This is a genomic window from Streptomyces harbinensis (genome assembly GCF_900116145.1).
Lineage (GTDB): Bacteria > Actinomycetota > Actinomycetes > Streptomycetales > Streptomycetaceae > Streptomyces > Streptomyces carpaticus.
Window position 1 is genome coordinate 20,234 of sequence record NZ_FPAB01000003.1, and the last position, 26,482, is coordinate 46,715.

A 26,482-nucleotide genomic window follows, 5' to 3' on the forward strand; every position below is an offset into this window, starting at 1 on the left:
CCCTCCCCGGGCACGAACGCCCGCCGGATCTCCTCGGCGGCCGCGGGCCGGCGCGCTCAGCGTGACCAGAAGTACAGGTGCGCGCCGCGCAGGTCACCGTCGAAGTGGTAGCAGGCGCCGCCGGCCGGCCCCGGGTGTCCGTGCCGGGACGGCGGCCGGATGCCGCTGCCCCGGGAGGTCAGCGTGGGCGCGCAGTGCAGGACCTCGTCCGCTATGCGTTCCAGGTCGACCGCCGCGTTCCGGTGGTCCAGGCGCATGTACTGCCGTTCCGTGAGGAAGGCCAGATCCTCCGGAAGATCGGTGGCACGCAGCCGGGGCGTCTCCCGGCCCACCAGCACGGGGAGGACCGGGATGTCGTACTCCCGGGCCCGCAGTATCTCGTGGTGGGCCCAGTCGCGTTGCTGCCCCGCGGGCCCCGGTGCGCGCTCTGCGGACCGCTCGGCCCAGCGGGGGCCGATGACGGCCAGCAGGACCCGGCAGCGGCGCAGGGCGTCCTCGATACCGTGGGTGTAGTCCGTGCCGGGGGCGATGGACCGGCTGGCGAAGAAGACGTGATCGGGCCCGAAACGGTGAGCCAGTTCCCTCTGGACGAGGGCCGCGGCCATCTCCGCGTCACCCGTGCGGTAATTCACGAAGACTTCCGGGGCTACCGACATGCGGTGTCACCTCAGGGAGGACTCACAGGGTCGTCAGGGGTGTTTCCCGTTTCCTCTTGCCGCCGTGCATTCGTCGCAGGTGCCGAAGATCTCCACCGTGTGACCGACGTCCGTGAAGCCGTGGTCGCGGGCCACCGCCTCCGCCCATTTCTCCACCGCCGGGCCCTCCACCTCCACGGCCTTGCCGCAGATCCGGCAGACCAGGTGGTGATGGTGGTCGTCCGTGCTGCACCGGCGGTAGACGGCTTCGCCGTCGCTGGTGCGCAGGACGTCGACCTCGCCGGCGTCCGCGAGCGACTGGAGGGTCCGGTAGACGGTGGTCAGGCCGACCGAGTCGCCGCGGTGTTTGAGCATGTCGTGCAGCTCCTGCGCGCTGCGGAACTCGTCCACCTCGGCCAGCGCCGCCGCCACCGCCGCACGCTGGCGGGTCGACCGGCCACGGACCGGGGGTCCTGGCGTGTCCACGTCTACCACTGCTCCCTGCTCATGCTGGGCGTCCTTGTGCGCCCCAAGGGTAGCGGCTTCGCTAAGGCTGGGCCGCCAGGGCGTTCTCGGTGGCCGGGGACGGCTGTGCCGACCGGCGGGCTCGGTGCCGGGCCAGGGGCAGGGCCAGCAGCGACACCACCGCGAAGACGCCGAGGGCGATCAGGACGATCGTCGCGCCGGGCGGTACGTCCGCGTGGTACGAGGTGACCGTGCCGGAGATCGAGACCAGCACGCCCACGGCCATGGAGAGGATCAGGGTCGCCTTGAAGCCGCGGGTGACCGCCTGGGCCGTCACCACGGGGATCACCATCAGCGCGCTCACCAGCAGCAGCCCCACCACCCGCATGGCGACCGTCACGGTGGCCGCGGCCGTGACCGCCAGCAGGAGGTTCAGGGCGCGGACCGGCAGTCCGGTGACCCGGGCGAACTCCTCGTCCTGGCAGACGGCGAACAACTGCCGGCGCAGCCCCAGCGCCACGCACAGCACGAACGCCGACAGGACGCAGATCGCCGTGATGTCCTGCGGGGAGACGGTGGTGATCGAGCCCCACAGGTACGAGGTGAGGTTGGCGGTCGAGCCGCCCGGTGCCAGGTTGATGATCATGACGCCGCCCGCCATACCGCCGTAGAACAGCATCGCCAGCGCGATGTCGCCGCGCGCCCGTCCCGAGGAGCGCAGCAGTTCCATGGCGATCGCGCCGAGGGAGGAGACCAGGACGGCCATCCACACCGGGTTGGTCTGGAGCAGGAACCCCAGCGCGACGCCGGTCAGCGCCACGTGCCCGATGCCGTCGCCCATCAGGGCCTGGCGGCGCTGGACGAGGAAGATGCCGACCGCGGGCGCGGCCACCCCGATCAGCAGCGCGGCCAGCAGGGCCCGCTGCATGAACGCGTAGTCCAGGAGTTCCAGCATCAGAGGATCCCCGTTTCCAGCTCGTGCGGATGGCAGGCGTTGGTGGCTTCCACCAGGCCGGCGGACAGGGACACCGAGCGGGTGATCAGCGGCTCCAGCGGGCCCAGCTCGTGCAGGACGACCAGCGTGGACACGCCCTGGGCCAGCTGGCTGCGCAGGGTGTCCGCCAGGATGCGCTGGCTGGCCAGGTCCACGCCGGCCAGCGGCTCGTCCATGATCAGCAGCTCCGGTTCACCGGCCAGCGCCCGGGCGATCAGCACCCGCTGGTGCTGGCCGCCCGACAGCGCCTCCACCGGGTCCCCGGACCGGTCGGCGAGGCCGACCAGCTCCAGTGCCCGGTCCACCGCCGCCCGGTCCGCGCGTCCCAGGGGCCGCAGCCGGCGCCGGGCGAGCCGCCCGGCGGAGACCACCTCGCGTACGGTCGCGGGCACCCCGCCGGCCGCTGTGGAGCGCTGCGGGACGTACCCCACCCGGCGCCAGTCGCGGAACCGCCGCACCGGGGTGCCGAACAGCGCCAGCTCCCCGCCGGTGACCGGCACCTGGCCGACGGCCGCGCGGACCGCCGTGGACTTGCCCGAGCCGTTGGCGCCCAGCAGGGCCACCACCTCGCCCGGCCCCACGGTCAGGTCGATGCCGCGCAGCACGGGCCGGCCGCCCAGCTCGGCGTGTACGCCGCGCAGGGTGAGCGGGGTCTCGGCTATGGCGGAGTCCGCGGCCGGTTCCATGCGGGGTCCTTCCCTTTGTCCGTCAGGAGGCGCCGAGCGCGTCGCGCAGGGCCGCCAGATTGGCGCGCATGACCTCCAGGTAGTCAGCGCCGGCGGACTGGTCGGTGATTCCCTCCAGCGGGTCGAGCACGCCGGTCTTCAGCCCGAGGTCGTCGGCGAGGGTGCGGGCGGTGGCGTCGCTGGCGAGGGTTTCGAAGAAGACGGTGCTGACGTTGTCCTGCTCGGCGACCTCGTGCAGCTCGCGCAGCCGGGCGGCGCTGGGCTCCGACTCGGGGTCGATGCCGGCGATGGCCTCCTCGTGCAGCCCGTACCGCTCGGCGAGGTAGCCGAAGGCGGCGTGGGTGGTGATGAAGGTCCTGGTCTCGGTGTCGGCGAGGCCGGTGGTGAACTCCTCGTCGAGGGTGGTCAGCTCGGCGATCAGGGCCTCGGTGTTGGCCTCGTAGTCGGCGGCGTTGTCCGGGTCGGCCTCGGCGAGCGCGGTGCCGACGCCCTGCGCGACCTCCGCGTACTTCACCGGGTCCAGCCAGATGTGCGGGTCCTCGGCGCCGTGGTCGTGACCGTGGCCGTCGTCAGCGTGGTCGTGATCATGGTCGTGATCGTCGTCGGCGTGCTCGTCGTGCTCATCGTGCTCGTCGTCGTGCGCGTGGTCCTCGTCCGTCCCGTGCGCTTCCAGGGAGGTGAACGAGGTGGCCTCGACGATGTGCTGGACGCCGGACTGCGCGATCGCCTCGTCGACGGCCGGCTGGAGTCCCTTGAGGTAGACGATGACGTCCGCCTCGGTCAGCCGGGCGGTCTCCTTGGGGCTCAGATCCAGGTCGTGCGGCTCCACGCCGGGCTTGGTGAGCGTGGTGACCGAGACGTGCTCGCCGCCGATCCGCTCGGCCAGGAACTCCATCGGATAGAACGACGCCGTCACCTCCAGGGCGCCGTCCGCGCCGCCGTCCCCGGCCGTCCCGGAGTCGGATCCGCAGGCGGTCAGGGTGAGCACTCCGAGGGCCGCCGCGCCGGCGGCGAGAGTGCGGGCGGGGGATATCCGGGGGCGGCGTCGTCTGCTCATGACAGCCATTTTCAAGTGGGATGGAAACCATTGTCAAACGTTGGACCGGGTATGTGACCGGTACCTCCCGATGGCATCCCGATGGCCCCGATACCCGCCGGTGATCCGGCCCTCACGATTTGCTGCGGCCCCCTCGTACGCCGGTAATCTGGGGCCACTCCATCGTCGTCCTGAAGAGAGCACCGTGGCCGCCGACAAGATCGACACTATCGTCAGCCTCAGCAAGCGCCGTGGCTTTGTCTACCCGTGCAGCGAGATCTACGGCGGGCAGCGCGCCGCCTGGGACTACGGTCCGCTGGGCGTGGAGCTGAAGGAGAACATCAAGCGCCAGTGGTGGCGTTCGATGGTCACCTCGCGCGACGACGTGGTCGGGATCGATTCCTCCGTCATTCTGGCCACCGAGGTGTGGGAGGCATCGGGTCACGTCGCCACCTTCACCGACCCGCTCACCGAGTGCACCTCCTGCCACAAGCGCTACCGCGCCGACCACCTGGAAGAGGCGTACGAGGCCAAGCACGGCCACCTCCCGGCCGCCGGCCTGAGCGACCTGAACTGCCCGAACTGCGGCAACAAGGGCACCTTCACCGAGCCCAAGCAGTTCTCCGGCCTGCTGTCCACCCACCTCGGCCCGACTCAGGACTCGGGTTCGGTGGCGTATCTGCGCCCGGAGACCGCGCAGGGCATCTTCACCAACTTCGCCTCGGTGCAGCAGACCTCGCGCCGCAAGCCGCCGTTCGGCATCGCCCAGATGGGCAAGTCGTTCCGGAACGAGATCACCCCGGGCAACTTCATCTTCCGCACCCGCGAGTTCGAGCAGATGGAGATGGAGTTCTTCGTCAAGCCCGGCGAGGACGAGCAGTGGCAGATCTACTGGATGGAGCAGCGCTGGAACTGGTACCGGGGCCTGGGCCTGCGCGAGGAAAACATGCGCTGGTACGAGCACCCGAAGGAGAAGCTGTCGCACTACTCCAAGCGCACCGCCGACATCGAGTACCGCTTCAACTTCGGCGGCTCGGAGTTCGGTGAGCTGGAGGGCGTGGCCAACCGCACGGACTACGACCTGAGCGCGCACTCCAAGGCCTCCGGCCAGGACCTCAGCTACTTCGACCAGGAGGCCGGCGAGCGCTGGACCCCCTACGTCATCGAGCCGGCCGCCGGTGTCGGCCGGGCGATGCTGGCGTTCATGCTCGACGCCTACGTCGAGGACGAGGCGCCCAACGCCAAGGGCAAGCTGGAGAAGCGCGTCGTGATGCGCTTCGACCCGCGGCTGGCCCCGGTCAAGGTCGCGGTGCTGCCGCTGTCCCGCAACCCGCAGCTGTCCCCGAAGGCGAAGGGGCTGGCGACGGCGCTGCGCCAGCACTGGAACATCGAGTTCGACGACGCGGGCGCCATCGGCCGCCGCTACCGCCGCCAGGACGAGATCGGTACGCCGTTCTGCGTCACCGTCGACTTCGACACCCTGGAGGACAACGCGGTGACCGTGCGCGAGCGCGACACCATGAAGCAGGAGCGCGTCTCGCTCGACCAGATCGAGTCGTACCTGGCCAGCCGCCTGATCGGCTGCTGAGCGCCCCGCGTCCCCCCGTGGCCCGGTCCCGCGTCGGCGGGGCCGGGCCACGGCCGTGACGGTCGCTACCAGCCCGAGGTGTCCAGCTTGCAGTCGAACGGGCGGGGGACGGTGAAGCTGTCGCCGAACAGCAAGGTGTTGTGCCGGCGGTACCCCGTCCCGCTGGGGGAGTGGTACACCGTGACGGTGGATTCGAGCATGTCCACCAGCAGGTACACCGGAACCCCCGCCCTGCCGTAGGCCAGTACTTTGTCGACCCGGTCGATGTCGGCCGTGGCGGCGGAGGTCAGCTCGGCGACCAGGGAGAGGGATTCACCGGGGAGATGGATGCTGTCGACGAGCGTCGCGGACTCGTCCGACACATGGATGTCGGGACCGTACGCGCGTCCCTGCCCGGCGAAGGTGAACAGATGCGGGCCGGTGTCGATGACATGGCCTTCGGGCTCATGGCCGGAGAGCTGCTGGACGATGCTGCGCATCACCGGGCGGTAGGTCCCCTTCGACCACGGTGACACAACGATCTTCCCCTCGATGATCTCGGCCCGAAAGCCGTCCGGTACCTCCATCTCCTCCACCATGCGGCACAGTTCCTCGAACGATGCCGGGGTGCGAGCCCCTATCGATTCCCGTTGCTCCATCACCATCGTCATGATGCACCTCCTCGGGCGCCCGGGCCAGTAACCACACACAGTGTAGGAGCGGCTACCGACAGCCCGCCCCACCGTGGCCCGGTCCCGCGTCGGCGGGGCCGGGCCACGGCTGTTGCCGGGTTACTTCTCCCAGTCGGCGGTGTCGATCGCGCAGTCGAACGGGGCGGGGAGCGCCACCGTCGGGCCGAACAGCACGGTGTTCTGCTGCTGGTAGCCCTGGGCGGAGGGGGCCGTGTACACGGTGAGGCTGCCCTTCTGCATGTCCACCAGGAGGTAGACCGGGACGCCCGCCACCCCGTAGCACTCCACCTTGTCGTACCGGTCGACGTCCGCCGTGGAAGCCGAGGTCAGTTCGGCGACCAGGGACAGGGCGTGCCCCGGCAGCCGCGGACTGCGGATCCGGGTGGCCTGGGCGTCCGCCACATGCAGGTCGGGGCCGAACGCACGGCTCAGCTCGGGAAAGATGTAGAGACAGGGAGCGACACTCACCCGGTGCCCCGCGGGAAGGTGCGGCCGGAGCTGATCCGCCAGGGAGTCCATGATGTCCAGGTAGTACCCCTGCGACCATGGCGACATGATGATCTTTCCCCCGGTGATCTCCGCCCGATACCCCTCGGGCACCTCCATCTCCTCCAGCGTCTGACACAGCTCCTCGAACAGTGCCGGGGACGGTATCGCCATCGGTCGCTCTATCACCATCGTCATGATGCACCTCCTCGGGCGCCCGGGCCAGTAACCACACACAGTGTAGGAGTGGCTACCGACAGCCCCCCTCGGCCGCGGTGTTCAGGCCCGCAGGCCGCGCAGCAGCAGGGCGATGACCGTCGTGAGGGCGTCGGCGGTCTCGGGGTGCGACCACTCGGCGGCGTGTGCCGGTTTGTGGAAGACGGCGGTGGCCCGGTGGATGGCGTGTGCGGTGGTCTCGGCGTCCGGCGGGCCCGGGGCGAACTCGCCCGAGGCGCGGCCCGCTTCGATCAGCGTGGTGAGCTGGCCGATGAGATCCGCTATGTGTTCGGACACCACCTCGCGGTGCTCCTCGACCAGCACCTGGTACGTCGCGAACAGCTCGGGGTCGTCGGTCGCCTTGCGCCGCTTGGCCGCGAACAGCGCCCGCAGCCACGCCTCCAGCCGCTCCCCGGCCGGCTCCGGGCCGTCCGCGATCCGGGCCAGCCGGCCGGTGGTGGTGTGCAGCCAGCGGCGGATGACCGCCTCGCGCAGCGCCGTCTTGGTGCGGAAGTGCCGGTAGACGGTGCCGTGGCTGACCCCGAGGGCGCGCGCCACGTCCACCACGGTGGCCTTGGCCGGGCCGTAGCGGCGCAGCACGTCCTCGGTGGCGCGGAGGATGTCCTCGGGGGTCAGCGGCTCCGGCGGCATCGGGCGTCCTCCGCGTTCCGGCAGCTGGGGCGGTCAGCTGCTCTTCTTCTCGCTGTCCAGATGGGCCATCTGGGACTCCGGGTAGCGTTCGCCGGCCGCCGCTCCGGGCGGCACCGCCGCCTCGATGGCGGCCAGATCGCCGTCGTCGAGCGTAACGTCCAGCGCCCCCAGGGCCTCACTCAGCCGCTTGCGGGTGCGGGCGCCCACCAGCGGGACGATGTCCTCGCCGCGGGCGAGCACCCAGGCGATGGCGAGCTGGGCGACCGAGCAGCCGCGTTCGCCGGCCAGTGCCCGCAGCTGTTCCACCAGGCCGAGGTTGTGGCGCAGGTTGTCGCCGCGGAAGCGCGGGGTGGCGCCGCGGAAGTCCCGGGTGCCGAGCGGGCGGTCCGGCTGCCAGTGGCCGCTGATCAGGCCCCGGGAGAGCACGCCGTAGGCGGTGACGCCGATGCCGAGTTCGCGGCAGACCGGCAGGATCTCGTCCTCGATGCCCCGGGAGATGAGGGAGTACTCGATCTGGAGGTCGGTGATGGGCGCGGTCGCGGCGGCGCGGCGGATGGTGCCGGGGCCGACCTCCGAGAGGCCGATGTGCCGGACGTGCCCGGCCCGCACCAGATCGGCGATGGCGCCGACCGTTTCCTCGATGGGAACGTCCGGGTCGACGCGGGCGATGCGGTAGATGTCGATGTGGTCGGTGCCCAGCCGCTGGAGGGAGTAGGCGGCGAAGTTGCGGACGGCGGCGGGCCGGCCGTCGTAGCCGAGGAACGCGCCGTCCACATCCCGCAGGGCGCCGAACTTCACGCTGATGAGGGTGCGCTCGCGCAGGTCGGCGGAGAGGGAGCGCAGGGCCTCGCCGATCAGCAGTTCGTTGTGGCCCATGCCGTAGAAGTCGCCGGTGTCCAGGAGGGTGATCCCGGCCTCCAGGGCGGCGTGGACGGTGGCGAGGGATTCCGCGCGGTCGCTGTCGCCGTACATGCCCGACATGCCCATGCAGCCGAGGCCGAGGGCGGAGACCGGCAGGCCGGGGCCGGTACCGAGGGTGCGGACGGGAGTGGAGGGGGTCGTCGTCATGCCGCCGAGCGTGGCACATGGAATGACAGATTTCAATATCTGTCAGCCGATGCGGGGCGGCCGGTGCCGGCCGGGTACGGGACAATGGGCGGATGACCGCACCGCCCGTACCCTCCCTGCAGATCGGACCGCACACCGTCGACCCGCCCGTGGTGCTCGCCCCCATGGCCGGGATCACGAACGCGCCGTTCCGCACCCTGTGCCGGGAGTTCTCCGGGGGCCGCGGGCTGTTCGTCAGCGAGATGATCACCACCCGGGCCCTGGTCGAGCGCAACGAGAAGACCATGCAGCTCGTCCACTTCGACGCCGCCGAGAAACCGCGCTCCATCCAGCTCTACGGGGTCGACCCCGGCACCGTCGGCCGCGCCGTGCGCATGATCGCGGACGAGGACCTGGCCGACCACATCGACCTGAACTTCGGCTGCCCCGTCCCCAAGGTGACCCGGCGCGGCGGCGGCTCGGCCCTGCCGTACAAGCGCCCGCTGCTGCGCGCCATCCTCCGCGAGGCCGTCCGGCACGCGGGCGCCCTGCCGGTGACGATGAAGATGCGCAAGGGCATCGACGACGACCACCTCACCTACCTCGACGCGGGCCGGATCGCGGTCGAGGAGGGCGTCACGGCGATCGCGCTGCACGGCCGCACGGCGGCGCAGCACTACGGCGGCGAGGCCGACTGGTCGGCGATCGCCCGGCTGAAGGAGGCCGTCCCGGAGATTCCGGTGCTCGGCAACGGCGACATCTGGACGGCGGACGACGCGGTGCGGATGATGCGCGAGACCGGCTGCGACGGGGTCGTCGTGGGACGCGGCTGCCTGGGCCGGCCGTGGCTGTTCGGCGACCTGGTGGCCGCCTTCGACGGGCGCGGGCCGCAGGCGTACGCGCGCCCCTCGCTGGAGCAGGTCGCCGAGGTCATGGTGCGGCACGCCCGGCTGCTGGGGGAGTGGCTGGGCGACGAGGCGCGCGGCGTCATCGACTTCCGCAAGCACGTCGCCTGGTACACCAAGGGCTTCTCGGTCGGCTCGGAGGCGCGCCGCAGGCTGGCGGTGGCCGGCTCGCTGGACGAGCTGGCCGCGCTGCTGGGCGAGCTGGACCTGACACAGGAGTGGCCCCCGGGGGCGGACGGCCCCCGGGGACGCACCTCGGGCCGCAACCGGGTCGCCCTGCCGGACGGCTGGCTGGGCGACCCGTACGACTGCGCGGGCGTGGCGGCGGACGCGGAGCTGGACACCTCCGGCGGGTAGGGCCGGGCGGGCCGGTGGCGGAGGGCCCGGCCCTCATGCGTTCCGGGGCCCGCCGCCGCGGTCAGCCGGCCGGCGCCGGGGCCGGCTCGTCTCTGCCGTCCCGGTCGCCGCGCCGGGCGCGGGCGACCGCCGTCGCCGCCCCCGCCGTCGCCGCCGTCAGCAGCGCCGCCGTCACCAGCGCGGCGCTCAGCCACAGCGGGGCGCGCAGTCCCGCGCCCGCCGTGAGCGCGACGCCGCCCAGCCAGGGCCCCGCCGCCGCGCCGATGTTGAGGCAGGCGGTGGCGAAACTCCCGGCCAGCGTCGGCGCGTCGGCCGCCGCGTACAGCACCTGGGAGATCAGCGTGCCGCCCACCGCGAACGACAGCGTGCCCTGCACCAGGGCGAGCGCCACCACCGCCACCGGGTGCGCGGCGCTCAGCGCGAACACCGCCCAGCCCACCGCCAGCGCCACCCCGCCACCGGTGAGCAGCGGCAGCGGACGGGAGTCGGCGTACCGGCCGCTGATCCGCACCCCGAGGAACGCGCCGGTGCCGAACAGCATCAGCAGCGCCGGGACCGTACCGGCGCCGAGCCCGGCCACGTCCGTGACGACCGGCGCGAGGTAGGTGAACGAACAGAACGTCGCACCGTTGACCAGCGCGCCGAGCAGCAGCACCAGCAGCAGCCGGGGGCGGCGCAGCACCCGCAGTTCGGTACGGGCCCCGGCCGCCGGGGCGTCCGCGCCGCCGGGCGCCGCCGGGACGGACGCCAGCACCGCCACGATGGCGGGCAGGGTCACCAGCGCCACCGCCCAGAACGCCGCCCGCCAGCCCCACAGCTGGCCGAGCCACGCCCCGCCGGGCACCCCGGCGACGCAGGCGACCGTGGTGCCCGCGAGCAGCACGGCCAGGGCCCGGCCCTTGGCCCGCTCGGGGACGAGCGCGGTGGCGGTGCTCAGCCCGACGGCCAGGAACCCGGCGTTCGCCAGTGCCCCCACCACCCGGGTGGCGAGCAGGACGGCGAAGCTGCCGGTCAGCGCGCCGACGACATGGGCGAGGACGAAGACGGCGAGGAAGCCGGTGAGGGTGGCCCGGCGCGGCCAGGTACGGCTGAGCAGCGCCATCAGCGGGGCGCCGGCCGCCATGCCCACCGCGAAGGCGGAGGTGAGCAGGCCGGCGTCGGCGAGGGTGACTCCGAGGTCGGCGGCGATGTCCGGCACCAGGCCGGCCAGCATGAACTCGGAGGTGCCCTGGGCGAAGACCGCCAGGGCGAGGAGGTGCACGGCCAGGGGCATGCGGACCCTGGGTTCGTGGGACATGGAGAAGCTCCGTGGATGATCGGTGGGTTACCGGAGGGGTTCACGGCACCGGTCGATCGGGCGCGGGGCACGGCAGGCGGCACCGCCCGCGCCGAGGGGCGGGGGCGCGCACGGAGAACGGAGAGAGCACGGTGCGGCACGGAGCGTGCCGGGTTGTGGGAATCCGTCGAGAGGGCTCGGCCTGCGCCACCGGATGACCGGTGGTCAGGGCCTGTCCGGCGGATCTTGGCGGGCCCTCGACGCCGGCTACGGCCATCTGCTGCGTTGTCGCATCGTCCGAATACGACCCGGTATGAGGACGACGCTCCGCCTTGCAGCTGACCGCATCCGACGACGAGGGCTGATCCACCAAGATCCGCCGGACAGGCCCTAGCTTCTGGACGCCTCGGGGCTCGACATGCCGGTCAGGCTAGCAGCCTTCCCGCTCCAGTACGTCGAGATATCCGGTCACCGAGGCCCGGTAGCGGCTCAGATGGGGGGTCAGCGCACGCAGGGCCAGCAGCGCCGCCTCCCGGTCACGCCCCAGGTCGAGCAGCGCGAGCGCGGTGAAGGCACTGATCTCGTCCACCAGCGGCCCGCCCGCGCCCGCGGCGGCGCGTTCGGCGGTGAGCAGGTCCGCCCCCTCCTGGGCCCGGCCGAGGTTGCGCAGGGTGCTGGCGTACTGGATGACGGCCTGCACGCGCAGGTCACCGGAGAGCCCGGCGGCGAAGGCTTCCTGGTAGTAGCGGGCCGCCTCCTCCTCGCGGTCGGTGGCGTCGTGGGCGGAGGCCAGCTCGAACAGCGCGCGTGCCTCGCCCGGCCGCTCGGCCGCGAGCGCACCCATCCGGGCCCGGAAGACAGCCGGTTCGAGCTGGTCGATGGCATCCCACAGGGCTGCCAGCCGCTCGTCCCAGCCGCCGTCGTACGGGTCGTCGCTCCGCATGGCCCGACTCTCGCACGGCGCCCGCCCGGCCGTCACCCGGTTATGCCGTGGCGGCCGCCTCCCGTACCGGCCGCACCGCCGCGCCCACCGCCGTGCGCAGCGCCAGCGGGGCCGCCGCCGACCATGCCTGGGGGGAGCAGGCGTGCGGGTACGGGACGGGGCCCAGGCTGTCCTCGCGGTCGTAGCCGGCGATCACCTCGGCCAGCCGCCAGCCGCTGCGGGCGGCCACGTCCACGATCGCGCCGGCCACCGTACGGGCCTGCGCGTGCAGCCCATACCGGGCCAGGCCCAGCGCGGCGACCGCGTTGTCGTGCGGCCACACACCGCCCCGGTGGTAGGAGAGCGGGTGGTAGGCGCCCTGGCCGCCGGCCACGGTGCGGATGCCCCAGCCGGAGAAGAACGCGGGGGACAGCAGCCGGTCCGCGACCGCCTCGGCCCGTTCCCGGTCGAGGATGCCGGACCACAGCAGATGGCCCGCGTCGGAGCCGAGCGCGTCGGCGCGGCGGCCGGTGCCGTCCAGGGCGAGTGCGGGGAAGCGGTCGGCGGGCAGCCAGAAGTCGCGGAGAAAACGGTTCTGCAGGGCGGCGGCCGTCTCCTCCAGCCGGTCCGCGTAGCCGGGGTCGTCCCACACGGTGCGGGCCAGCCGCGCGGTACGGGTCAGGGCGTCGTACGCGTACCCCTGGGCGGTGGCGGCGCTGATGACGCCCTTGGCGGGGGAGCCGTCGGCGTAGCAGATGGCGCGGGCGGAGTCCTTCCAGCTCTGGTTGGCCAGCCCGCCCTCGTCCGCGCGGTAGCGCAGATAGCCGTGCTCCTCCAGGCCGCCGTCGGTCAGCATCCAGCGCACCGCGGCCCGCGCGTGCGCCTGGAGCCGGGCGGCCGGTTCCGGGTCGTGGGCGGCGGCGTACGCCTCCAGCAGCACCAGGAACAGCGGGGTGCTGTCGACCGAGCCGTAGTAGCGGTCGTAGGGCACCTGCCGGAAGTGGGCGAGTTCGCCGTGGCGCACCTCGTGGACGATCTTGCCGGGCTGGGCGATCCGCGCCGGGTCCTCGGTACGGGCCTGGGTGGCGGCCAGCGCCAGCAGGGTGCCGTGGGCCAGCTCCGGGCGGTCCCGGAGGGCGAAGAGCGAGGTGATCAGGGCGTGCCGGCCGAGCAGGGTCAGGAACCAGGGCACGCCGGCCGCCGGTACGGCGACGGTCTCGCCCTCGGGTCCGGTGGCGGCCATCCGCAGCCCGTCGAGATCGGCCAGGCCCCGGGCGCAGGCCAGGTCCAGCTCCGGCCAGCCGGAGGAGTCGGTGGCCGGGTCGGCCCCCGGCCGGTCGGGCGGCACGGGGACGGGCCGGGGCGCGGGGGTGGCGTGCGGGTGGGCGGTGACCTTCAGCAGCAGTTCGGCGGTGCCGTGCGGCGGCAGCCGCAGCAGCCAGCACAGCCGCCGGGCGCCGCTGCCGGTCTCCTCGACGGCGTCCGGGGCGGGTTCGGCGGTGACGACGGTGCGGGCCTCCCAGTCCCGCCGCCGGTAGCCGAACTCGACGCCGTCGGGGAGTAACCGGCGGGTGCGTACCGCGTGCGGTTTCTCGTACCAGCGGTGGTCGGCGCGCAGTTCGAACTGGTCGGCGAAGTCGGCGTCCACGGTCAGGGCCAGCATGACGGTCGACTCCTCGCCCCGGTTGCTGCGCAGCCGCAGCCGCTCGGTGAGGGCGCCGGAGCCGACGGTCTGCCGCCGGAAGACGGTGTGCGCGGGTGCCTCCGCGCGGCTGCCCTGCCGGGTGACGACCGCGGTGGCGGTGTCGGTCAGCTCGTCCGAGGGCGGCACCAGGACGGTCGGGGTGCTGCCGTCGATCGTCAGCTGCCAGCGGCTGAGGTGCCGGGCGTCCCGGGCGAACAGGCCGTCGGGCCGGACTCCGCGTTCGCCGGTGATGTCACCCGAGGGGCCCACCGCGGCGAAGGTCCCGTCATGGACGAGCTGTTGGTGATGCGTGGAGGTGGTCACGAAGCCCCCCTGCGGCATGTGGCCGCGGCTCGGTGTGTTCGGTTGTGGTGGTGCTCAGGCCCTCGGTGGCGCCCTGGGCCAGCAGGTCGATGGTGAGCGCGGCCGTCCAGCCGAACGCGCGGCTGCCGCGGGCGGCGCCGGTGTACGGGTCCACGTACTCGGTGAACCGCGAGTCGGTGGCGGCCCGCAGCATCGCGGCGCGCAGCGCGGCGGCGCGGCGCGCTGCCCCGTACCGGCGCAGGCCGCGTTCCAGCAGCCAGTTCACGTTGAACCAGGCGGGCCCGCGCCAGTAGCGGCTGGCGTCGAAGGCGGCGCCGGTGAGCGCGTAGCTGGGCACCAGGGTGGTGGCCGTGCCGAGGCCGAAGTGCGGGCCGGTCATGGTGGCGATGAGCGCGTCGCTGATGTGCTCGGGCAGCCCGGGGACGATCAGCGGGATCAGCCCGGCGGCGCTGCGTTCGCGCACCGGGGCGCCGGCTCGTACGTCGTAGCTGAAGAACTGGCCGGCCTCCTCGTCCCACAGCCGCTTGCGGAGCGCGGTGGTGGCGGTCTCGGCGCGCACCAGGTGGTCGGAGGGGTCCTCGCCGATCTCCATCGCGATCTCGGCGAGCGCGTGCTCGGAGGCGATGAGCAGGGCGTTGAAGGCCGGGTCCTCGACGGCGAAGGGGTGCGGGGCGAGGTCGTCGCGGTAGCCGTGGTCGCGGTAGTCGAGCGCGAGCCGGACGTACTTGCGGTAGTCGAGGTCGGTGGGCCGGTCGCAGGGCGCGCCGTGCGCGAGGTCGGCGCGGGTGAAGGAGCCGGGCGCGGCGGGCGGCACGGCGGCGAGCGGCTGGTCCCAGCTGGGGCTGTTGTCCATGCCGGATTCCCACGGATGGACGATGGCGGCCAGCCCGTGGCCGCCGAGGTCGCGGCGTTCGGTGAGGTAGCGCTGCCAGGCGACCAGCCTGGGGTGGACGCGGGGCAGGAAGCCGCGCCGCCGGGAGGTGTCGGGGTCGGCCCGGTGGACCAGCCAGGCGGCGAGCGCGTGGATGGGCGGCTGGACGATGCCGGAGGTCTCGACGTGGCGGGGCGCGCCGGCTCCGGCGCCGCGTCCCGCGGTGGTGCTGTGCCAGAAGTCGGGGCTGGGGAAGTAGGCGTCCAGCGGCACCTCGGGGTTGAACACGATGTGCGGGATGCGGCCGTCACCCCACTGGGCGGCGAGCAGCGTCTCCAGTTCCTGCTGGGCGCGCGGCGGCGACAGGTGGCGGCGGCCGATGGCGATGAACCCGGAGTCCCAGCTCCACTGGTGCGGGTAGAGGCCGCGCGAGGGCACGGTGGAGGAGCCGGTCCAGTTGTCGAGGAGTACGTGGCAGGCACCGTCGTAGGCGGAGATCGCGTCGGGGGTGAGGGGGTGTCGGGTGCTGGGCTGGTCGGCACGTTCCACGTGTACTCCGTGCAGGTCGGGGCCGCCGTTTTTGTCGATGACACCGTAGAGTTACGTCTACTTAACACGCAAAAGTAGCGCTGTAATATCTCCATCACAAGATGAAGTGGCGAACGTCATCAGATCGCTACCGGAGACGGACCGGTGCCCATGAGCCAGCCCAAGCCCGCGACCCAGGCCAGCGCAGGGCATCTGCTGCGGCTGATCCGGCGGGGGCAGGCGGGTACCCGGGGGGAGTTGCAGCGGGTCACCGGGCTGTCACGGTCCACCGTCTCCGCGCGTCTGGACCAGCTCTTCCGCGCCGGATGGGTGCGTGAGCACGCCGGTGATCCGGTGGCCGATCCGACCGGGGGGCGCCCCGCGGTCAGGCTGGAGTTCGACGGGTCGCACGCGGTGGTGCTGGTTGCCGATCTGGAGACCCGGCACGCGCGGGCGGCTGTCCTCGATCTGAACGGCGAGGTGCTGGCCGAGCACTCCGGCCGGCTGCTGATCGACGACGGTCCCGTGGTGGTACTGGACCGGCTGGCGTCCTGGTTCGTGGAGCTGCTGGCCAAGGCCGGCACCGGTCTGGGGCTGGTGTGCGGGGTCGGGCTGTCGGTGCCTGGGCCGGTCGATTTCGGCTCCGGGGAGATCGTCCAGCCGCCGATGATGCCGGGCTGGGACGGGTTTCCGGTGCGGGCGGAGCTGCGCGCGGCGCTGGTGCGGCACGGCGGGGAGCGTACGGCGGAGCGGCTGCCGGTGCTGATAGAGAACGACGCCAATGTGATGGCGTACGCCGAGCAGCGCCTGGGATTCCCGGACTGCTCGGCGTTTCTGCTGGTCAAGGTCGGTACCGGGATCGGCGCCGGGGTCGTGGTCGACGGGGAGATGTACCGGGGGATCGACGGCGGTGCCGGGGACATCGGACACATCCGGCTGAGCGGGTTCCCGGACGCGCTGTGCCGGTGCGGCTCCTACGGCTGTCTGGCGGCGGTGGCCAGCGGGCGGGCGCTGGCGGAGCAGCTGACGGCGGCCGGGGTGCCGGTGGCGTCCGGGTCCGGGGTGCGCGATCAGCTGGCGATCGGGCAGCCGGACGCGGTGCGTCTGGCGCGGGCGGCCGGGCGGCAGGTGGGGGAGGTGCTGGCCACGGTGGTGACCCTGCTGAACCCGGGGGTGCTGGTGATCGCCGGGGATCTGGCGGGGCCGCCGTTCCTGACCGGGGTGCGGGAGCTGCTGTACCAGCGGGCGATGCCGCGGATCACGGCGGAACTCCAGGTGGTGACCGGGCGGCTGGGGGACCGGGCGGGTCTCGCCGGGGCCGGGGCCATGGTCGTGGAGTACCTCTACGCCCCGGACCGGGCGGACGCGCGGCTGGGCCGCGTCTGAGAAACGGCGCCGGTCGGGCCCGGGGCTCCCCCCGGCCTGCGGCCGGCAGGGGCCCCGGGTGCGGTGCGTCGCACGGCGGAGGGGCGGACACGGGCACCATCGGGGCGCGCGGCAGCGGGAGAGCGCCCCGTTCGCGCGTACGGTCATCGGTTGATCGTCACGCCCATTCCGCCCTTCCGCCACGGCCGCAGCACATCCGGCCGGTACCGGAGGTCTTACGACCCGGTGTGGCCGAGGAAGCGCAGCAACTCCTCCGTGACGAATGCGGGATTCTCCTCGACCAGCCAGTGGCCCGCCCCGGGCACATCCACCGCCCGCACGATGTTGGTCAGGTGCCCGGCCACGGTGGAACGCACGCCCTCCAGCTGCCCCTGCGCCGTCATGAGCAGGGCCGGGACCTCCACCGGTGCTGCCGCCTCGGTGTCGGCGGCGTCCTGGTCGAGGCTGCGGTAGAGCTCGAAGCCGCCCGCCAGGACATCGGGCCGGCTGTAGGTGCGCGCGTATTCGTCGATCTCCTCGTCGCTGAACGGGGAGTGTTGCGCGGTGCCGCCGAACGACGATCCCTCGAAGGCGACCTGGGGGTAGAACAGTGCGAGGTAGTCGCGGACGTTGTCCCCGACGACGGTCTCGGGGACGCGGGGCTGGGAGTGGAAGGCGATGTGCCAGCTCAGTGAGCGGTACGCGGCGCCGTCCAGCGCGGGTCCGGGCAGCGGCAGATCGAGGTAGCCGAGGAGTTCGGTGTCCTGCGGGAACTGGGCGGCGTACTGGAAGGCGACCGCGGCGCCCAGGTCGTGTCCGACGATCCGGGCGTCACGCACGCCGAGCTGCTCGGCGATCAGCGTGTGCACATACCGTGCCAGGGTGGCCTTGTCGTAACCGGTCGGCGAGCCGGTGCTGTCGCCCAGACCGGGGAGGTCGACGGCGTAGACGGTGTGGTGCTCGGCGAGCTCCGGCATGATCTCCCACCAGCCGTACCAGGTCTGCGGCCAGCCGTGCAGCAGGACCACCGGCGTACCGCTGCCGCCCTTGACGTAGTGCATGCGGACGCCCTCGACGTCGGCGAACTCGTGCTGGAAGGTGCCGGTGAACTCCGGGTCCGCGTGGGTGGCGGCGGCGTGGGCGGGCACGCCGGTGTCCTGCGTGGCGCAGGCGGTGGCCCCGGTCGTCAGGGCCAGGGCGAGCGCGAGGGCGGTCAGGGTGCGGGCGAGACGGGACGAGGGGCGGCTGAAGTGCCGTTCTGCTGTGGTCATGTGTCCTGTGCTTCCGGTGCGGTGGTGGGGTCAGCGTCCGGTGGTGCCGTCGGTCAGCTCGCGCAGGATGTCCGCGTGCCCGGCGTGGCGACCGGTCTCCTCGATCAGGTGGACGAGTGCCCAGCGGACGCTGGGAGCGGGTCCGCGCGTCTGCGGGCGGGGCAGGGGTGCGCCGAGGCCGGTGCACGCGTCGAGGACGGCGTCGGCGCGCGCGACGGTCTCCCGGTAGCGGGCGACGACATCGGCCACGCTGTCCCCGGGCGAGGCGTCGAAGGTCGCCTGCCAGTCGGTGATCTCCTCGCCGAGGAACGTGGCCCGCTCGACGGCGGTGAGGTGGTGGAGCAGGCCGAGCAGGTTCGTGCCCGAGGGCGTTCTGAACGTGCGGACCTGCGGTTCGGGAGCGCCCTCGACCTTCGCGGCGATCGAGTCACGCAGGTAGCCGAGGAATCCGCGCAGGACCTCGGTCTCACTGTTCCCGGTGCGGGGCGGCGGGGTGTCGCGGCGGGTGGCGGGCATCGTGCCTTCTCTCGGTGGGCCGGGCGGGTTCAGCCGGCGCGGCGGATGATTAGGACGTGATCGGTGACCTCGGCCGTACGCCCTTCCGGTCCGGTGGCGGTCCTGCGGGGCGCGGCGGCACGCTCGATCGCCCAGGTCCCCGCGTCCAGGGCGATCCCGGCGGCGACCTCGTGGGGGGACGGGAAGCGGGCGTCCTGCTCCCATGACCAGGGAGCGACCGAACCGTGGTCGACGACCAGCAGCCGCCCGCCGGGGCGCAGTGCGTGCGCGGCTGCCCGCAGCACGGCCGCCCTGTCCAGCTCGAAGGGGGTGTGCAGGTAGTGGGCGCAGACGAGGTCGAACGCACCGCCGGGGAAGGTCTCGCCCAGATCGTGCCGCTCGGCCGCGACGCGCCCGGCCACGCCGTGCGAGGCGGCGAGGCCGGCCAGCCGTCCGACCGCCACCGCCGACACGTCGACGGCGGTGACCTGCCACCCGTGACGGGCGAGCCAGAGCGCGTCACCGCCCTCACCGCACCCCAGGTCCAGCGCGGTGCCGGGCGGCAGACCCGCTACCGTCTCGGTCAGCGTTACGTTCGGCTGCGGATCGCCGGGCGCCGGACGGCCCGTGTACAGGCCGTTCCAGAACGCGGCGGCGTCAGTGGTGCTCATCGAGCACTCCTTCTTCTCTCTCGCCGTTGCGGGGGAACGCGGCTCACTCTGGCCCGGCTCGTCGTGCATTGGCACGCCGTCTTGCAGTTCCTGCAAGATGGCGTGATGAACGGTGAACCGGAGGACGCGCTCGGCTCCGTGGGGCCCCGGCTGCGGGCGTTGCGCCGCGAACGCGGCATCACCCTGGCCGCACTCGCGGCGGTGACCGGGGTCTCGGAGAGCACGCTGTCCCGGCTGGAGAGCGGGCGGCGCCGGGTGACCCTGGAGCTGCTGCTCCCGCTGGCCCGTACCTACGACGTCCCCCTGGACGACCTCGTCGGCGCCCCGCGCACCGGCGATCCCCGTATCCATCTGAAGCCGATCCGGCGGTTCGGCATGGTGTTCGTGCCGCTGTCCCGGCGGCCGGGCGGCACCCAGGCCTTCAAGATGATCATTCCGGCGAGCCCGGAACCGCTGGTGCCGACGCCGCAGACCCACGAGGGCTCGGAATGGCTGTACGTGCTCAACGGGCGGCTGCGGCTGCTGGTGGGAGAGCGCGACCTGGTCCTGTCATCCGGTGAAGCGGCCGAATTCGACACCGCACTGCCCCACTGGCTGGGCAGCGCGGACGGCGGCGCGGTCGAGCTGCTCGTCCTGTTCGGTCCGCAGGGGACGCGTGCGCACCTGCGCGCCGGTCCCGGCCGGGCCGGGGCGGCCAAGCAGGGCTGACCGGTCGCAGCCGGGCTGCTCTTTACTCAATCTTTCCCTGTTTCCAGGTGTCGTTTCGCGGGAGTTGCTACCACCTCCGTCCCTTTTGTGCGCGCGAACTCCCCCACGTATGATGGAACTAACGCTCAGATGAGCGTGCGCCGGGGTACTCTCCCGCTGTCAGGGCAGACAGCACCAGCCCCCGGATCCCGTCCGGGGGACCCTCCAAGGAGTCGAGTCTCGTGACACAGACCGTGGAACCACCCTCGATATCTCCACCCTCCCCTCCGCCCACCCAGCCGGCGAAGTACGTCTACGACTTCGCCGAGGGCAACAAGGACCTGAAGGACCTGCTCGGCGGCAAGGGCGCCAACCTCGCCGAGATGACCCGGCTGGGCCTCCCCGTCCCGCCCGGCTTCACCCTCACCACCGAGGCGTGCCGGGCCTACCTCGCCACCGGCACCGAACCCGCCGGACTGCGCGACGAGGTGAGTGCGCACCTCGACGCGCTGGAGCGCCGGATGGGCAAGCGGCTCGGGCAGGGCGCCGACCCGCTGCTGGTGTCGGTGCGCTCCGGGGCCAGGTTCTCGATGCCCGGCATGATGGACACCGTCCTCAACATCGGCCTGTCCGACACCTCGGTGACCGCGCTCGCCGCCCAGGCCGGGGATGAACGTTTCGCCTGGGACTCCTACCGGCGCCTCATCCAGATGTTCGGCAAGACGGTGCTCGGCATCGACGGGGACCGCTTCGAACACGCCCTGGAAGAAGCCCGGCACGCGGCCGGGGCCACCAGCGACGTCGACCTGGACGCGGAACGGCTGCGCGCCCTGGTCGCCACGTACAAGCAACTGGTGCGCGAGGCGACCGGGCGCGACTTCCCGCAGGACCCGCGCACCCAGCTCGACCTGGCCGTCCGCGCGGTCTTCGGCTCCTGGAACGGCGACCGGGCACGGCTGTACCGGCGCCAGGAACGCATCCCCGACGACCTCGGCACCGCCGTCTCCGTCTGCGCCATGGTCTTCGGCAACCTCGGCCCCGACTCCGGCACCGGCGTCGCCTTCACCCGCGACCCGGCCACCGGCCACCAGGGCGTGTACGGCGACTACCTCCCCAACGCCCAGGGCGAGGACGTGGTCGCCGGCATCCGCAACACCGTGCCGCTCGCCGACCTGGAACGGCTCGACCCCGCCTCGTACCACGGGCTCCTGCGCATCATGGAGACGCTGGAGAACCACTACCGCGACCTGTGCGACATCGAGTTCACCATCGAACGCGGCACCCTGTGGATGCTCCAGACCCGGGTCGGCAAGCGCACGGCAGCCGCCGCGTTCCGCATCGCCACCCAACTCCTGGACCAGGGCCTCATCGACGAGCCCGAGGCGCTGCGCAGGGTGACCGGGGCGCAGCTGGCCCAGCTGATGTTCCCGCGCTTCGACACGACGGCCGTGGACACCGGGACCGCCGTGCTGGGCACCGGCATCGCCGCCTCGCCCGGCGCGGCGGTCGGCGCGGCCGTCTTCGACGCGGCGACCGCGGTGGAACGGGCGGCGCGCGGCGAGGACGTCATCCTGGTCCGCCGCGAGACCAACCCCGACGACCTGGACGGGATGCTCGCCGCCCGCGGCATCCTCACCTCGCGCGGCGGCAAGACCTCGCACGCGGCCGTGGTGGCGCGCGGCATGGGCAAGACCTGCGTGTGCGGGGCCGAGGGCCTTCAGGTCGACACCGCCGGGCGCCGGTTCACCACGGCGGACGGCCAGGTGATCGAGGAGGGCGAGATCCTGTCGGTCGACGGCGCCGGCGGCACCGTGTACCGGGGCCGGGTCCCGGTCGTACCGTCCGCCGTCGTCGACTACTTCGAGCACGGCACCGGCACCGGGGACGACGACCTGGTGCGCGCCGTGGACCGGATCATGCGGTACGCGGACCGGGTGCGGCGCCTCGGCGTGCGCGCCAACGCCGACACGGCCGAGGACGCGGCGCGGGCCCGGCGGTTCGGGGCGGAGGGCATCGGACTGTGCCGCACCGAGCACATGTTCCTCGGCGAGCGCCGGGCGCTGGTGGAACGGCTGATCCTCGCGGAGACCGACGCCGAGCGGGAAGCGGCGCTGGGCGCACTGCTGCCGCTCCAGCGCGGTGACTTCAGCGACCTGTTCGCCGCGATGGACGGCCGGCCGGTGACCGTACGGCTGCTGGACCCGCCGCTGCACGAGTTCCTGCCGGACCTGACCGACCTGTCGGTGCGGGTGGCCACCGGCGACGACCCGCACGACCGGGCGCTGCTGCCCGCCGTGCGCCGGCTGCACGAGCAGAACCCGATGCTGGGGCTGCGCGGGGTGCGCCTTGGGCTGGTGGTACCGGGCCTGTTCGCCATGCAGGTACGCGCCATCGCCGAGGCCGCCGCCGACCGGCGCGCGGTCGGCGGGGACCCGCACGCGGAGATCATGATCCCGCTGGTGGGCACCGTGCGGGAACTGGAGATCGTCCGGGAGGAGGCGGAGGCGGCCATCGCGGAGGTCGCGCGGCGGCGCGGCGTCGAACTGTCGCTGTCGCTGGGCACCATGATCGAACTGCCCCGGGCGGCGCTGACGGCCGGCCACATCGCCGAGTGCGCCGACTTCTTCTCCTTCGGCACCAACGATCTCACCCAGACCGTCTGGGGGTTCTCCCGCGACGACGTGGAAGCCGGCTTCTTCTCCGCCTACCTGGAGAAAGGCATCTTCGGCGTCTCGCCGTTCGAGACGATCGACCGGGACGGCGTCGGCGCCCTGGTGCGCACGGCCGCCCGCGCCGGCCGGGCCACCCGCCCGGACCTGCAACTCGGCGTCTGCGGCGAACACGGCGGCGACCCCGAGTCGGTGCACTTCTTCGACGAGGTGGGCCTGGACTACGTGTCCTGCTCGCCCTTCCGCATCCCCGTGGCCCGGCTGGAAGCAGGCCGGGCGGCGACGGCGCGCACGCACGACGCGTAACGCGGCCCGAGCCACCGGGAGTTCCGCCACCCCGACCCTCACCCGGCGGAACCCCGGCCCCTCACGGGGACCCCAGGGGGCGGCGCCTGTGCGGAGGCGCCGCCCCCTCTTTCCGGCGTTGGTGAGCCCGGCGCGGTCGGAGGGTGCCGCCGGGTGGTGGCGGCTCGGTCAGCAGCGGAGGGCGCTGACGGCCGTTCGCTGATCCCCCCGTCCCCCGAGGCGCCGGGCACCCCCACCTTCGTGGACGGACCACCGGTGCGGCCAACCATTTCGGCGTACGCTGAAACACCGAGGTCACACGCCTGGGAGGTGCTCAGTGCTGCGCATCCATGTCACGGGGGAGGACCTGGCCCGGATACGCCTGGCAGACCGGCCGGACCCGATGTGGGAGACCGTGCTCAGTTCGCTGCGCTTCCGGGACCGGCGCGGGCCGGGCGCGTACGGGCGGTGGCGGGAGCTGGCCCGCCAGCGGTTACGGGCGCTGCCGCCCACCCTGCGCGCCCTGGTCCCCGTCGGCGGCTACTTCCCGGACTTCCTCACCCCCGTGGCGGCCGGCGGCGGCTGGGAGGAGCGGGTCGAGCTGCTGCGCTCCACCCCGCGGCGCCGGCTGCGGGCCGACATGCTGACCCTGGAGGCCGAGTCGCCCCAGGCGCTGCCCGGCTGGGTGCGCGGCCTGGCCGACGGGGAGCGGGAAGCCCTCGACAAGGTCGCCGACGACCTCGACCGCTACCACCGCGCCGCCATCGCCCCGCCCGCCCTGTGGGCCGCCGTCCAGGCCCAGGTGGACGCCGACCGGGCCGTCCGCATCCGGCATCTGACCTCCGGCGGCGTCGAAGGACTGCTGCGCGGACTGCGCCCCGTACTGCGCTGGGAGGCCCCGGTGCTCGCCGCCGACTACCCGGTGCCGCGCGAACTGCGGCTGGACGGCCGTGGATTGCTGCTCATCCCGTCGTTCTTCTGCTGGCGGCACCCGGTGACCTTCTACGACGACGGGCCCAGGCCCGTCCTGGTGTACCCCATCCAGCACACCGCCGCCCCCGGACCGGCCGCCGCCGCGCTCGGCCGGCTGATCGGCGGCACCCGCGCCCGGGTGCTGCGCTGCGTGGGGCACGGCGCCACCACCGGCGAACTCGCCCGCCGGGCCGGGATATCCGCCGCCTCCGCCAGCGAACACGCCGGGGTGCTGCGGGAAGCCGGGCTGCTGGTCTCGGTGCGGCGCGGCAACGAGGTGCTGCACTCGCTCACCCCGCTGGGCACCGAACTGCTGCCCGCTCAGCCGACCGCCCAGTGGTAGCGGCGCTCGGGACGTCCGGTGGCCCCGTACCGCAGCCGCACCCCGACCTGGCGGGTGGAGACGAAGTATTCGAGGTAGCGGCGCGCGCTCACCCGGGACAGTCCGCTGCGGGCCGCGCACTCGGCCGCCGACAGGTCCTCGGCCGCGCCGAGCGCGGCCAGCGTCGCCCGGATCAGCTCGGCCGTCTGCTCCGACAGGCCCTTCGGCAGCCGGGGCGGGGTACGGCGCGCCGCGCCGCCGAACACCCGGTCCACGTCGTCCTGCCCGGGCACCGCGATCGCCGCCAGTTCCCGGGAGCGCCGCGCGTAGTCGCGCAGCCGCTCGGCCAGGACCGGCGGGTCGAACGGCTTGATGATGTAGTGCACCGCCCCGCCGCGCAGCGCGCCGCGCACCGTCTCGGCCTCCCGGGCGGCGGTGATGACCAGGACGTCCACGTCCGAGCCCTCGTCCGCGCGCAGTTCGCGCAGCACGTCCAGGCCGCTCATGTCCGGCAGGTAGATGTCCAGCAGGACGAGATCGGGCCGCAGCTCGGCGACCGCCGCCAGCGCCTCCGCGCCGGTACGTGCCTCGCCCACCACCGTGAACCCGGGCACCCGCTCCACCAGCTTGCTGTGCAGCCTGGCCACCATGAAGTCGTCGTCGACCACCAGCACCTCGATCACGGGGACACGGCTCCTTCCCGCTCGTCGTCGCGCGGCAGCCGGGCGGTGAAGACCGATCCGTCGACGGTGATCGAGCCACCGCGCCGGGTGCACACCAGCCGGGTGATGGCCAGCCCGAGGCCCCGGCCGGCCGCCGGGGCGGTGGCCTTGGTGGTGAAGCCGTGCCGGAAGATCTCCTCGGCCAGTTCCGGGGCGACCCCGGGGCCCGAGTCGCGCACCGTGAGCCGGACCTCCGGCGGGCCGGCGGAACCGGACGAGCCGGGGCCGGAGCCGGACGGGCCGGGGCCGGTCTCGGTGAGGGTGATCTCCACCCAGCCGTCCCGGCCCGCGCCGCGCACCGCGTCCAGGGCGTTGTCCACCAGATTGCCGACGACCGTGACCAGGTCGGAGGAGAGCGTCTCGGGCAGCGGCCCCAGCGCGCTGCCGGCGGTGACCCGCAGGGCGGCGCCCTGCTCGGCGGCCAGCGACGCCTTGGCGATCAGCAGCGCCGCCAGCGACGGGTCGGCGATCTTGGAGATCACCTCGGCGGCCCGCTCGGTGTGCGCGCCGCTCACCCCGCGCACGTACCGCGCCACCTCCGGGTACTCCCGCAGCTCGACGAGCCCGGCGATGACGTGCAGGTGGTTGGAGAACTCGTGCGCCTGGGCCCGCAGGGTGTCGGTCGCGCTGCGGGTGGTCTCCAGCTGGTGCTGGAGTGCGGCTATTTCGGTCAGATCGCGCATGGTGGTCACCGAGCCGGCGTACTGGCCCCGGGTCATCAGCGGCATCCGGTTGAGGGTCAGCACCCGGTCGGCAGTGAACACTACCTGGTCGTGCCCGGCGGACCGCCCGCTCAGCACCTCGTGCAGCCGGGGCTCGACGCCCAGCTCGCCGAGGGTACGGCCCGGGGCGTCGCCCGGCAGCCGCAGCAGCGCGCGGGCGGTGTCGTTGACCAGGGTGACCCGGCCCTGCCGGTCCAGGCCCAGCACCCCTTCCCTGATCCCGTGCAGCATCGCCTCCCGGTGCTCGGCCAGCGCCGTGATCGCCTCCGGCTCCAGGCCCAGCGTCTGCCGCTTGATCCGGCGGGCCAGCAGATACGAGCCGAGCGCCCCCAGCGCGCTGGCGATGCCCAGATAGGCCAGCATCTGCGGGGCGGCGGCGGCGATCCGCTCGGTGAGGCTCTGGTAGTCGCGGCCCGCCGAGACGATGCCGAGCAGCCGGCCGTCCTCGCCGAACACCGGGACGTGCGCCACCAGGGAGGTGTGCCCGCCCGCCGTGGTGATGCCGATCCAGGACCGGCCGGCGAGCACGTCCGAGCCGCCCAGCGGCAGTTCGGCGCCGATCCGGCGCGGGTCGGCCGCCGTCAGGATCCGGCGGTCGGTGCCGGTGATCTCCACCGTGGAGGCGCTGGAGACACTGCGGGCGTTCTCGGCCGCCGTCATCAGGATGCCCTGCCGCCGGGAATCGGCCAGCCCCACCCGTACCGCGTCCTGGGCCGCGACCGTCTCGGCCACGCTCAGCAGCCGGCCGCCCTCCGCCCGCCGGAACTCGGCGTCCGCCTGCGCCACGGTGACCGCCGCGATCACCACGAGCACCACCACGATCAGCCCCAGCTGGAGCACCAGGAACTGGCCGGCCAGGGTTAGGCGGGGGCGCGCGCGGAGACGGTGCCGTACGGATATCACTGGCTCCGCCTCCCTTCTTCGGACATGCGCTGGTGTTGCATCCTAGGTACCTCAAT

Annotated in this window: 24 protein-coding genes; 6 read left to right on the forward strand and 18 right to left on the reverse strand. The window is 73.1% G+C overall.

Annotated features, from left to right (window positions below):
• Positions 1-56 precede the first annotated feature (56 nt).
• The 5 genes from BM385_RS07855 to BM385_RS07875 all read right to left on the reverse strand — a co-directional run bounded on the left by BM385_RS07855 (position 57) and on the right by BM385_RS07875 (position 3,846).
• On the reverse strand, positions 57-656 hold the full coding sequence (locus BM385_RS07855) for a toll/interleukin-1 receptor domain-containing protein (RefSeq protein WP_051131250.1): 600 nt from the start codon (positions 654-656) through the stop codon (positions 57-59).
• Positions 657-689: 33 nt separating this feature from the next.
• Positions 690-1,121 (reverse strand): Fur family transcriptional regulator, encoded by a 432-nt coding sequence (locus BM385_RS07860; protein ID WP_026047845.1) that lies wholly within the window; start codon positions 1,119-1,121, stop codon positions 690-692.
• Positions 1,122-1,182: 61 nt separating this feature from the next.
• Entirely contained in the window at positions 1,183-2,055 is an 873-nt protein-coding gene (locus tag BM385_RS07865) for a metal ABC transporter permease (protein ID WP_175542945.1), read from the reverse strand.
• Positions 2,055-2,780: a metal ABC transporter ATP-binding protein gene (locus tag BM385_RS07870; protein ID WP_093842606.1), complete on the reverse strand. Its 726-nt coding sequence runs from the start codon at positions 2,778-2,780 to the stop codon at positions 2,055-2,057. The genes BM385_RS07865 and BM385_RS07870 overlap by 1 nt, the downstream gene beginning before the upstream one ends.
• A 22-nt stretch (positions 2,781-2,802) precedes the next feature.
• Positions 2,803-3,846 carry a metal ABC transporter substrate-binding protein gene (locus BM385_RS07875; protein ID WP_380979850.1) on the reverse strand — a complete coding sequence of 348 codons (1,044 nt, stop codon included), beginning with the start codon at positions 3,844-3,846 and terminating at the stop codon, positions 2,803-2,805.
• 175 nt (positions 3,847-4,021) lie between these two features.
• On the opposite strand from BM385_RS07875, the gene BM385_RS07880 reads away from it, so the two are divergent.
• Positions 4,022-5,404 (forward strand): glycine--tRNA ligase, encoded by a 1,383-nt coding sequence (locus tag BM385_RS07880; protein WP_019436209.1) that lies wholly within the window; start codon positions 4,022-4,024, stop codon positions 5,402-5,404.
• Between the two features lie 65 nt (positions 5,405-5,469).
• Here the strand turns inward: BM385_RS07880 and BM385_RS07885 are convergent, their stop codons facing one another.
• The 4 genes from BM385_RS07885 to BM385_RS07900 form a co-directional block, all read right to left on the reverse strand.
• Positions 5,470-6,054 (reverse strand): Uma2 family endonuclease, encoded by a 585-nt coding sequence (locus BM385_RS07885; protein WP_093842608.1) that lies wholly within the window; start codon positions 6,052-6,054, stop codon positions 5,470-5,472.
• 120 nt (positions 6,055-6,174) lie between these two features.
• Entirely contained in the window at positions 6,175-6,759 is a 585-nt protein-coding gene (locus BM385_RS07890; RefSeq protein ID WP_093842609.1) for a Uma2 family endonuclease, read from the reverse strand.
• An 81-nt stretch (positions 6,760-6,840) separates the two neighbouring features.
• On the reverse strand, positions 6,841-7,428 hold the full coding sequence (locus BM385_RS07895; protein ID WP_093842610.1) for a TetR/AcrR family transcriptional regulator: 588 nt from the start codon (positions 7,426-7,428) through the stop codon (positions 6,841-6,843).
• 33 nt (positions 7,429-7,461) lie between these two features.
• Entirely contained in the window at positions 7,462-8,496 is a 1,035-nt protein-coding gene (locus tag BM385_RS07900) for an aldo/keto reductase (protein ID WP_093842611.1), read from the reverse strand.
• 92 nt (positions 8,497-8,588) lie between these two features.
• On the opposite strand from BM385_RS07900, the gene dusB reads away from it, so the two are divergent.
• The gene (gene dusB / locus BM385_RS07905) at positions 8,589-9,737 is read left to right on the forward strand and encodes a tRNA dihydrouridine synthase DusB (protein WP_019436205.1); all 1,149 of its coding nucleotides are present in this window, start codon (positions 8,589-8,591) and stop codon (positions 9,735-9,737) included.
• Between the two features lie 61 nt (positions 9,738-9,798).
• Here the strand turns inward: dusB and BM385_RS07910 are convergent, their stop codons facing one another.
• The 4 genes from BM385_RS07910 to BM385_RS07925 form a co-directional block, all read right to left on the reverse strand.
• Positions 9,799-11,010 carry a Cmx/CmrA family chloramphenicol efflux MFS transporter gene (locus tag BM385_RS07910; protein WP_093842937.1) on the reverse strand — a complete coding sequence of 404 codons (1,212 nt, stop codon included), beginning with the start codon at positions 11,008-11,010 and terminating at the stop codon, positions 9,799-9,801.
• A 433-nt stretch (positions 11,011-11,443) separates the two neighbouring features.
• Entirely contained in the window at positions 11,444-11,956 is a 513-nt protein-coding gene (locus tag BM385_RS07915) for a tetratricopeptide repeat protein (protein ID WP_019436203.1), read from the reverse strand.
• A 40-nt stretch (positions 11,957-11,996) separates the two neighbouring features.
• Positions 11,997-13,961, reverse strand: a complete 1,965-nt coding sequence (locus tag BM385_RS07920) for an amylo-alpha-1,6-glucosidase (RefSeq protein ID WP_093842612.1) — start codon at positions 13,959-13,961, stop codon at positions 11,997-11,999.
• A complete protein-coding gene (locus BM385_RS07925; RefSeq protein ID WP_019436201.1) occupies positions 13,906-15,363 on the reverse strand; it encodes an MGH1-like glycoside hydrolase domain-containing protein in 1,458 nt (485 codons plus the stop codon). The genes BM385_RS07920 and BM385_RS07925 overlap by 56 nt, the downstream gene beginning before the upstream one ends.
• A gap of 150 nt (positions 15,364-15,513) precedes the next feature.
• Here BM385_RS07925 and BM385_RS07930 point away from each other — a divergent pair, with 150 nt between their 5' ends.
• Positions 15,514-16,728 carry an ROK family transcriptional regulator gene (locus BM385_RS07930; protein WP_019436200.1) on the forward strand — a complete coding sequence of 405 codons (1,215 nt, stop codon included), beginning with the start codon at positions 15,514-15,516 and terminating at the stop codon, positions 16,726-16,728.
• 215 nt (positions 16,729-16,943) lie between these two features.
• Here the strand turns inward: BM385_RS07930 and BM385_RS07935 are convergent, their stop codons facing one another.
• Genes BM385_RS07935 through BM385_RS07945 form a run of 3 tightly spaced genes read right to left on the reverse strand, consistent with a single transcriptional unit; the run spans position 16,944 to position 19,144 of the window.
• Entirely contained in the window at positions 16,944-17,978 is a 1,035-nt protein-coding gene (locus BM385_RS07935; protein WP_093842613.1) for an alpha/beta fold hydrolase, read from the reverse strand.
• Positions 17,979-18,008: 30 nt separating this feature from the next.
• On the reverse strand, positions 18,009-18,494 hold the full coding sequence (locus BM385_RS07940; RefSeq protein WP_019436198.1) for a DinB family protein: 486 nt from the start codon (positions 18,492-18,494) through the stop codon (positions 18,009-18,011).
• Positions 18,495-18,523: 29 nt separating this feature from the next.
• A complete protein-coding gene (locus tag BM385_RS07945; RefSeq protein ID WP_019436197.1) occupies positions 18,524-19,144 on the reverse strand; it encodes a class I SAM-dependent methyltransferase in 621 nt (206 codons plus the stop codon).
• Between the two features lie 105 nt (positions 19,145-19,249).
• Here BM385_RS07945 and BM385_RS07950 point away from each other — a divergent pair, with 105 nt between their 5' ends.
• The 3 genes from BM385_RS07950 (at position 19,250) to BM385_RS07960 (ending at position 24,100) form a co-directional block, all read left to right on the forward strand.
• The gene (locus BM385_RS07950; protein ID WP_093842614.1) at positions 19,250-19,852 is read left to right on the forward strand and encodes a helix-turn-helix domain-containing protein; all 603 of its coding nucleotides are present in this window, start codon (positions 19,250-19,252) and stop codon (positions 19,850-19,852) included.
• 233 nt (positions 19,853-20,085) lie between these two features.
• Positions 20,086-22,806 (forward strand): pyruvate, phosphate dikinase, encoded by a 2,721-nt coding sequence (gene ppdK / locus BM385_RS07955; protein WP_254791510.1) that lies wholly within the window; start codon positions 20,086-20,088, stop codon positions 22,804-22,806.
• A 316-nt stretch (positions 22,807-23,122) separates the two neighbouring features.
• Entirely contained in the window at positions 23,123-24,100 is a 978-nt protein-coding gene (locus tag BM385_RS07960) for an ArsR/SmtB family transcription factor (RefSeq protein WP_093842615.1), read from the forward strand.
• Here the strand turns inward: BM385_RS07960 and BM385_RS07965 are convergent.
• A complete protein-coding gene (locus tag BM385_RS07965; protein WP_019436193.1) occupies positions 24,079-24,762 on the reverse strand; it encodes a response regulator in 684 nt (227 codons plus the stop codon). The two genes, BM385_RS07960 and BM385_RS07965, sit on opposite strands and share 22 nt — an antisense overlap.
• Positions 24,759-26,426 (reverse strand): sensor histidine kinase, encoded by a 1,668-nt coding sequence (locus BM385_RS07970; protein WP_093842616.1) that lies wholly within the window; start codon positions 26,424-26,426, stop codon positions 24,759-24,761. The genes BM385_RS07965 and BM385_RS07970 overlap by 4 nt, the downstream gene beginning before the upstream one ends.
• Between the last annotated feature and the right edge of the window lie 56 nt (positions 26,427-26,482).

Bases quoted from the DNA above. Each gene is read 5' to 3' on its own strand.
- BM385_RS07855 (WP_051131250.1), bottom strand. From the start codon at position 656: ATGTCGGTAGCCCCGGAAGTCTTCGTGAATTACCGCACGGGTGACGCG.
- BM385_RS07865 (WP_175542945.1), bottom strand. From the start codon at position 2,055: ATGCTGGAACTCCTGGACTACGCGTTCATGCAGCGGGCCCTGCTGGCC.
- BM385_RS07870 (WP_093842606.1), bottom strand. From the start codon at position 2,780: ATGGAACCGGCCGCGGACTCCGCCATAGCCGAGACCCCGCTCACCCTG.
- BM385_RS07875 (WP_380979850.1), bottom strand. From the start codon at position 3,846: ATGGCTGTCATGAGCAGACGACGCCGCCCCCGGATATCCCCCGCCCGC.
- BM385_RS07885 (WP_093842608.1), bottom strand. From the start codon at position 6,054: ATGACGATGGTGATGGAGCAACGGGAATCGATAGGGGCTCGCACCCCG.
- BM385_RS07890 (WP_093842609.1), bottom strand. From the start codon at position 6,759: ATGACGATGGTGATAGAGCGACCGATGGCGATACCGTCCCCGGCACTG.
- BM385_RS07895 (WP_093842610.1), bottom strand. From the start codon at position 7,428: ATGCCGCCGGAGCCGCTGACCCCCGAGGACATCCTCCGCGCCACCGAG.
- BM385_RS07900 (WP_093842611.1), bottom strand. From the start codon at position 8,496: ATGACGACGACCCCCTCCACTCCCGTCCGCACCCTCGGTACCGGCCCC.
- dusB (WP_019436205.1), top strand. From the start codon at position 8,589: ATGACCGCACCGCCCGTACCCTCCCTGCAGATCGGACCGCACACCGTC.
- BM385_RS07910 (WP_093842937.1), bottom strand. From the start codon at position 11,010: ATGCCCCTGGCCGTGCACCTCCTCGCCCTGGCGGTCTTCGCCCAGGGC.
- BM385_RS07915 (WP_019436203.1), bottom strand. From the start codon at position 11,956: ATGCGGAGCGACGACCCGTACGACGGCGGCTGGGACGAGCGGCTGGCA.
- BM385_RS07920 (WP_093842612.1), bottom strand. From the start codon at position 13,961: ATGCCGCAGGGGGGCTTCGTGACCACCTCCACGCATCACCAACAGCTC.
- BM385_RS07930 (WP_019436200.1), top strand. From the start codon at position 15,514: ATGAGCCAGCCCAAGCCCGCGACCCAGGCCAGCGCAGGGCATCTGCTG.
- BM385_RS07935 (WP_093842613.1), bottom strand. From the start codon at position 17,978: ATGACCACAGCAGAACGGCACTTCAGCCGCCCCTCGTCCCGTCTCGCC.
- BM385_RS07940 (WP_019436198.1), bottom strand. From the start codon at position 18,494: ATGCCCGCCACCCGCCGCGACACCCCGCCGCCCCGCACCGGGAACAGT.
- BM385_RS07945 (WP_019436197.1), bottom strand. From the start codon at position 19,144: ATGAGCACCACTGACGCCGCCGCGTTCTGGAACGGCCTGTACACGGGC.
- BM385_RS07950 (WP_093842614.1), top strand. From the start codon at position 19,250: ATGAACGGTGAACCGGAGGACGCGCTCGGCTCCGTGGGGCCCCGGCTG.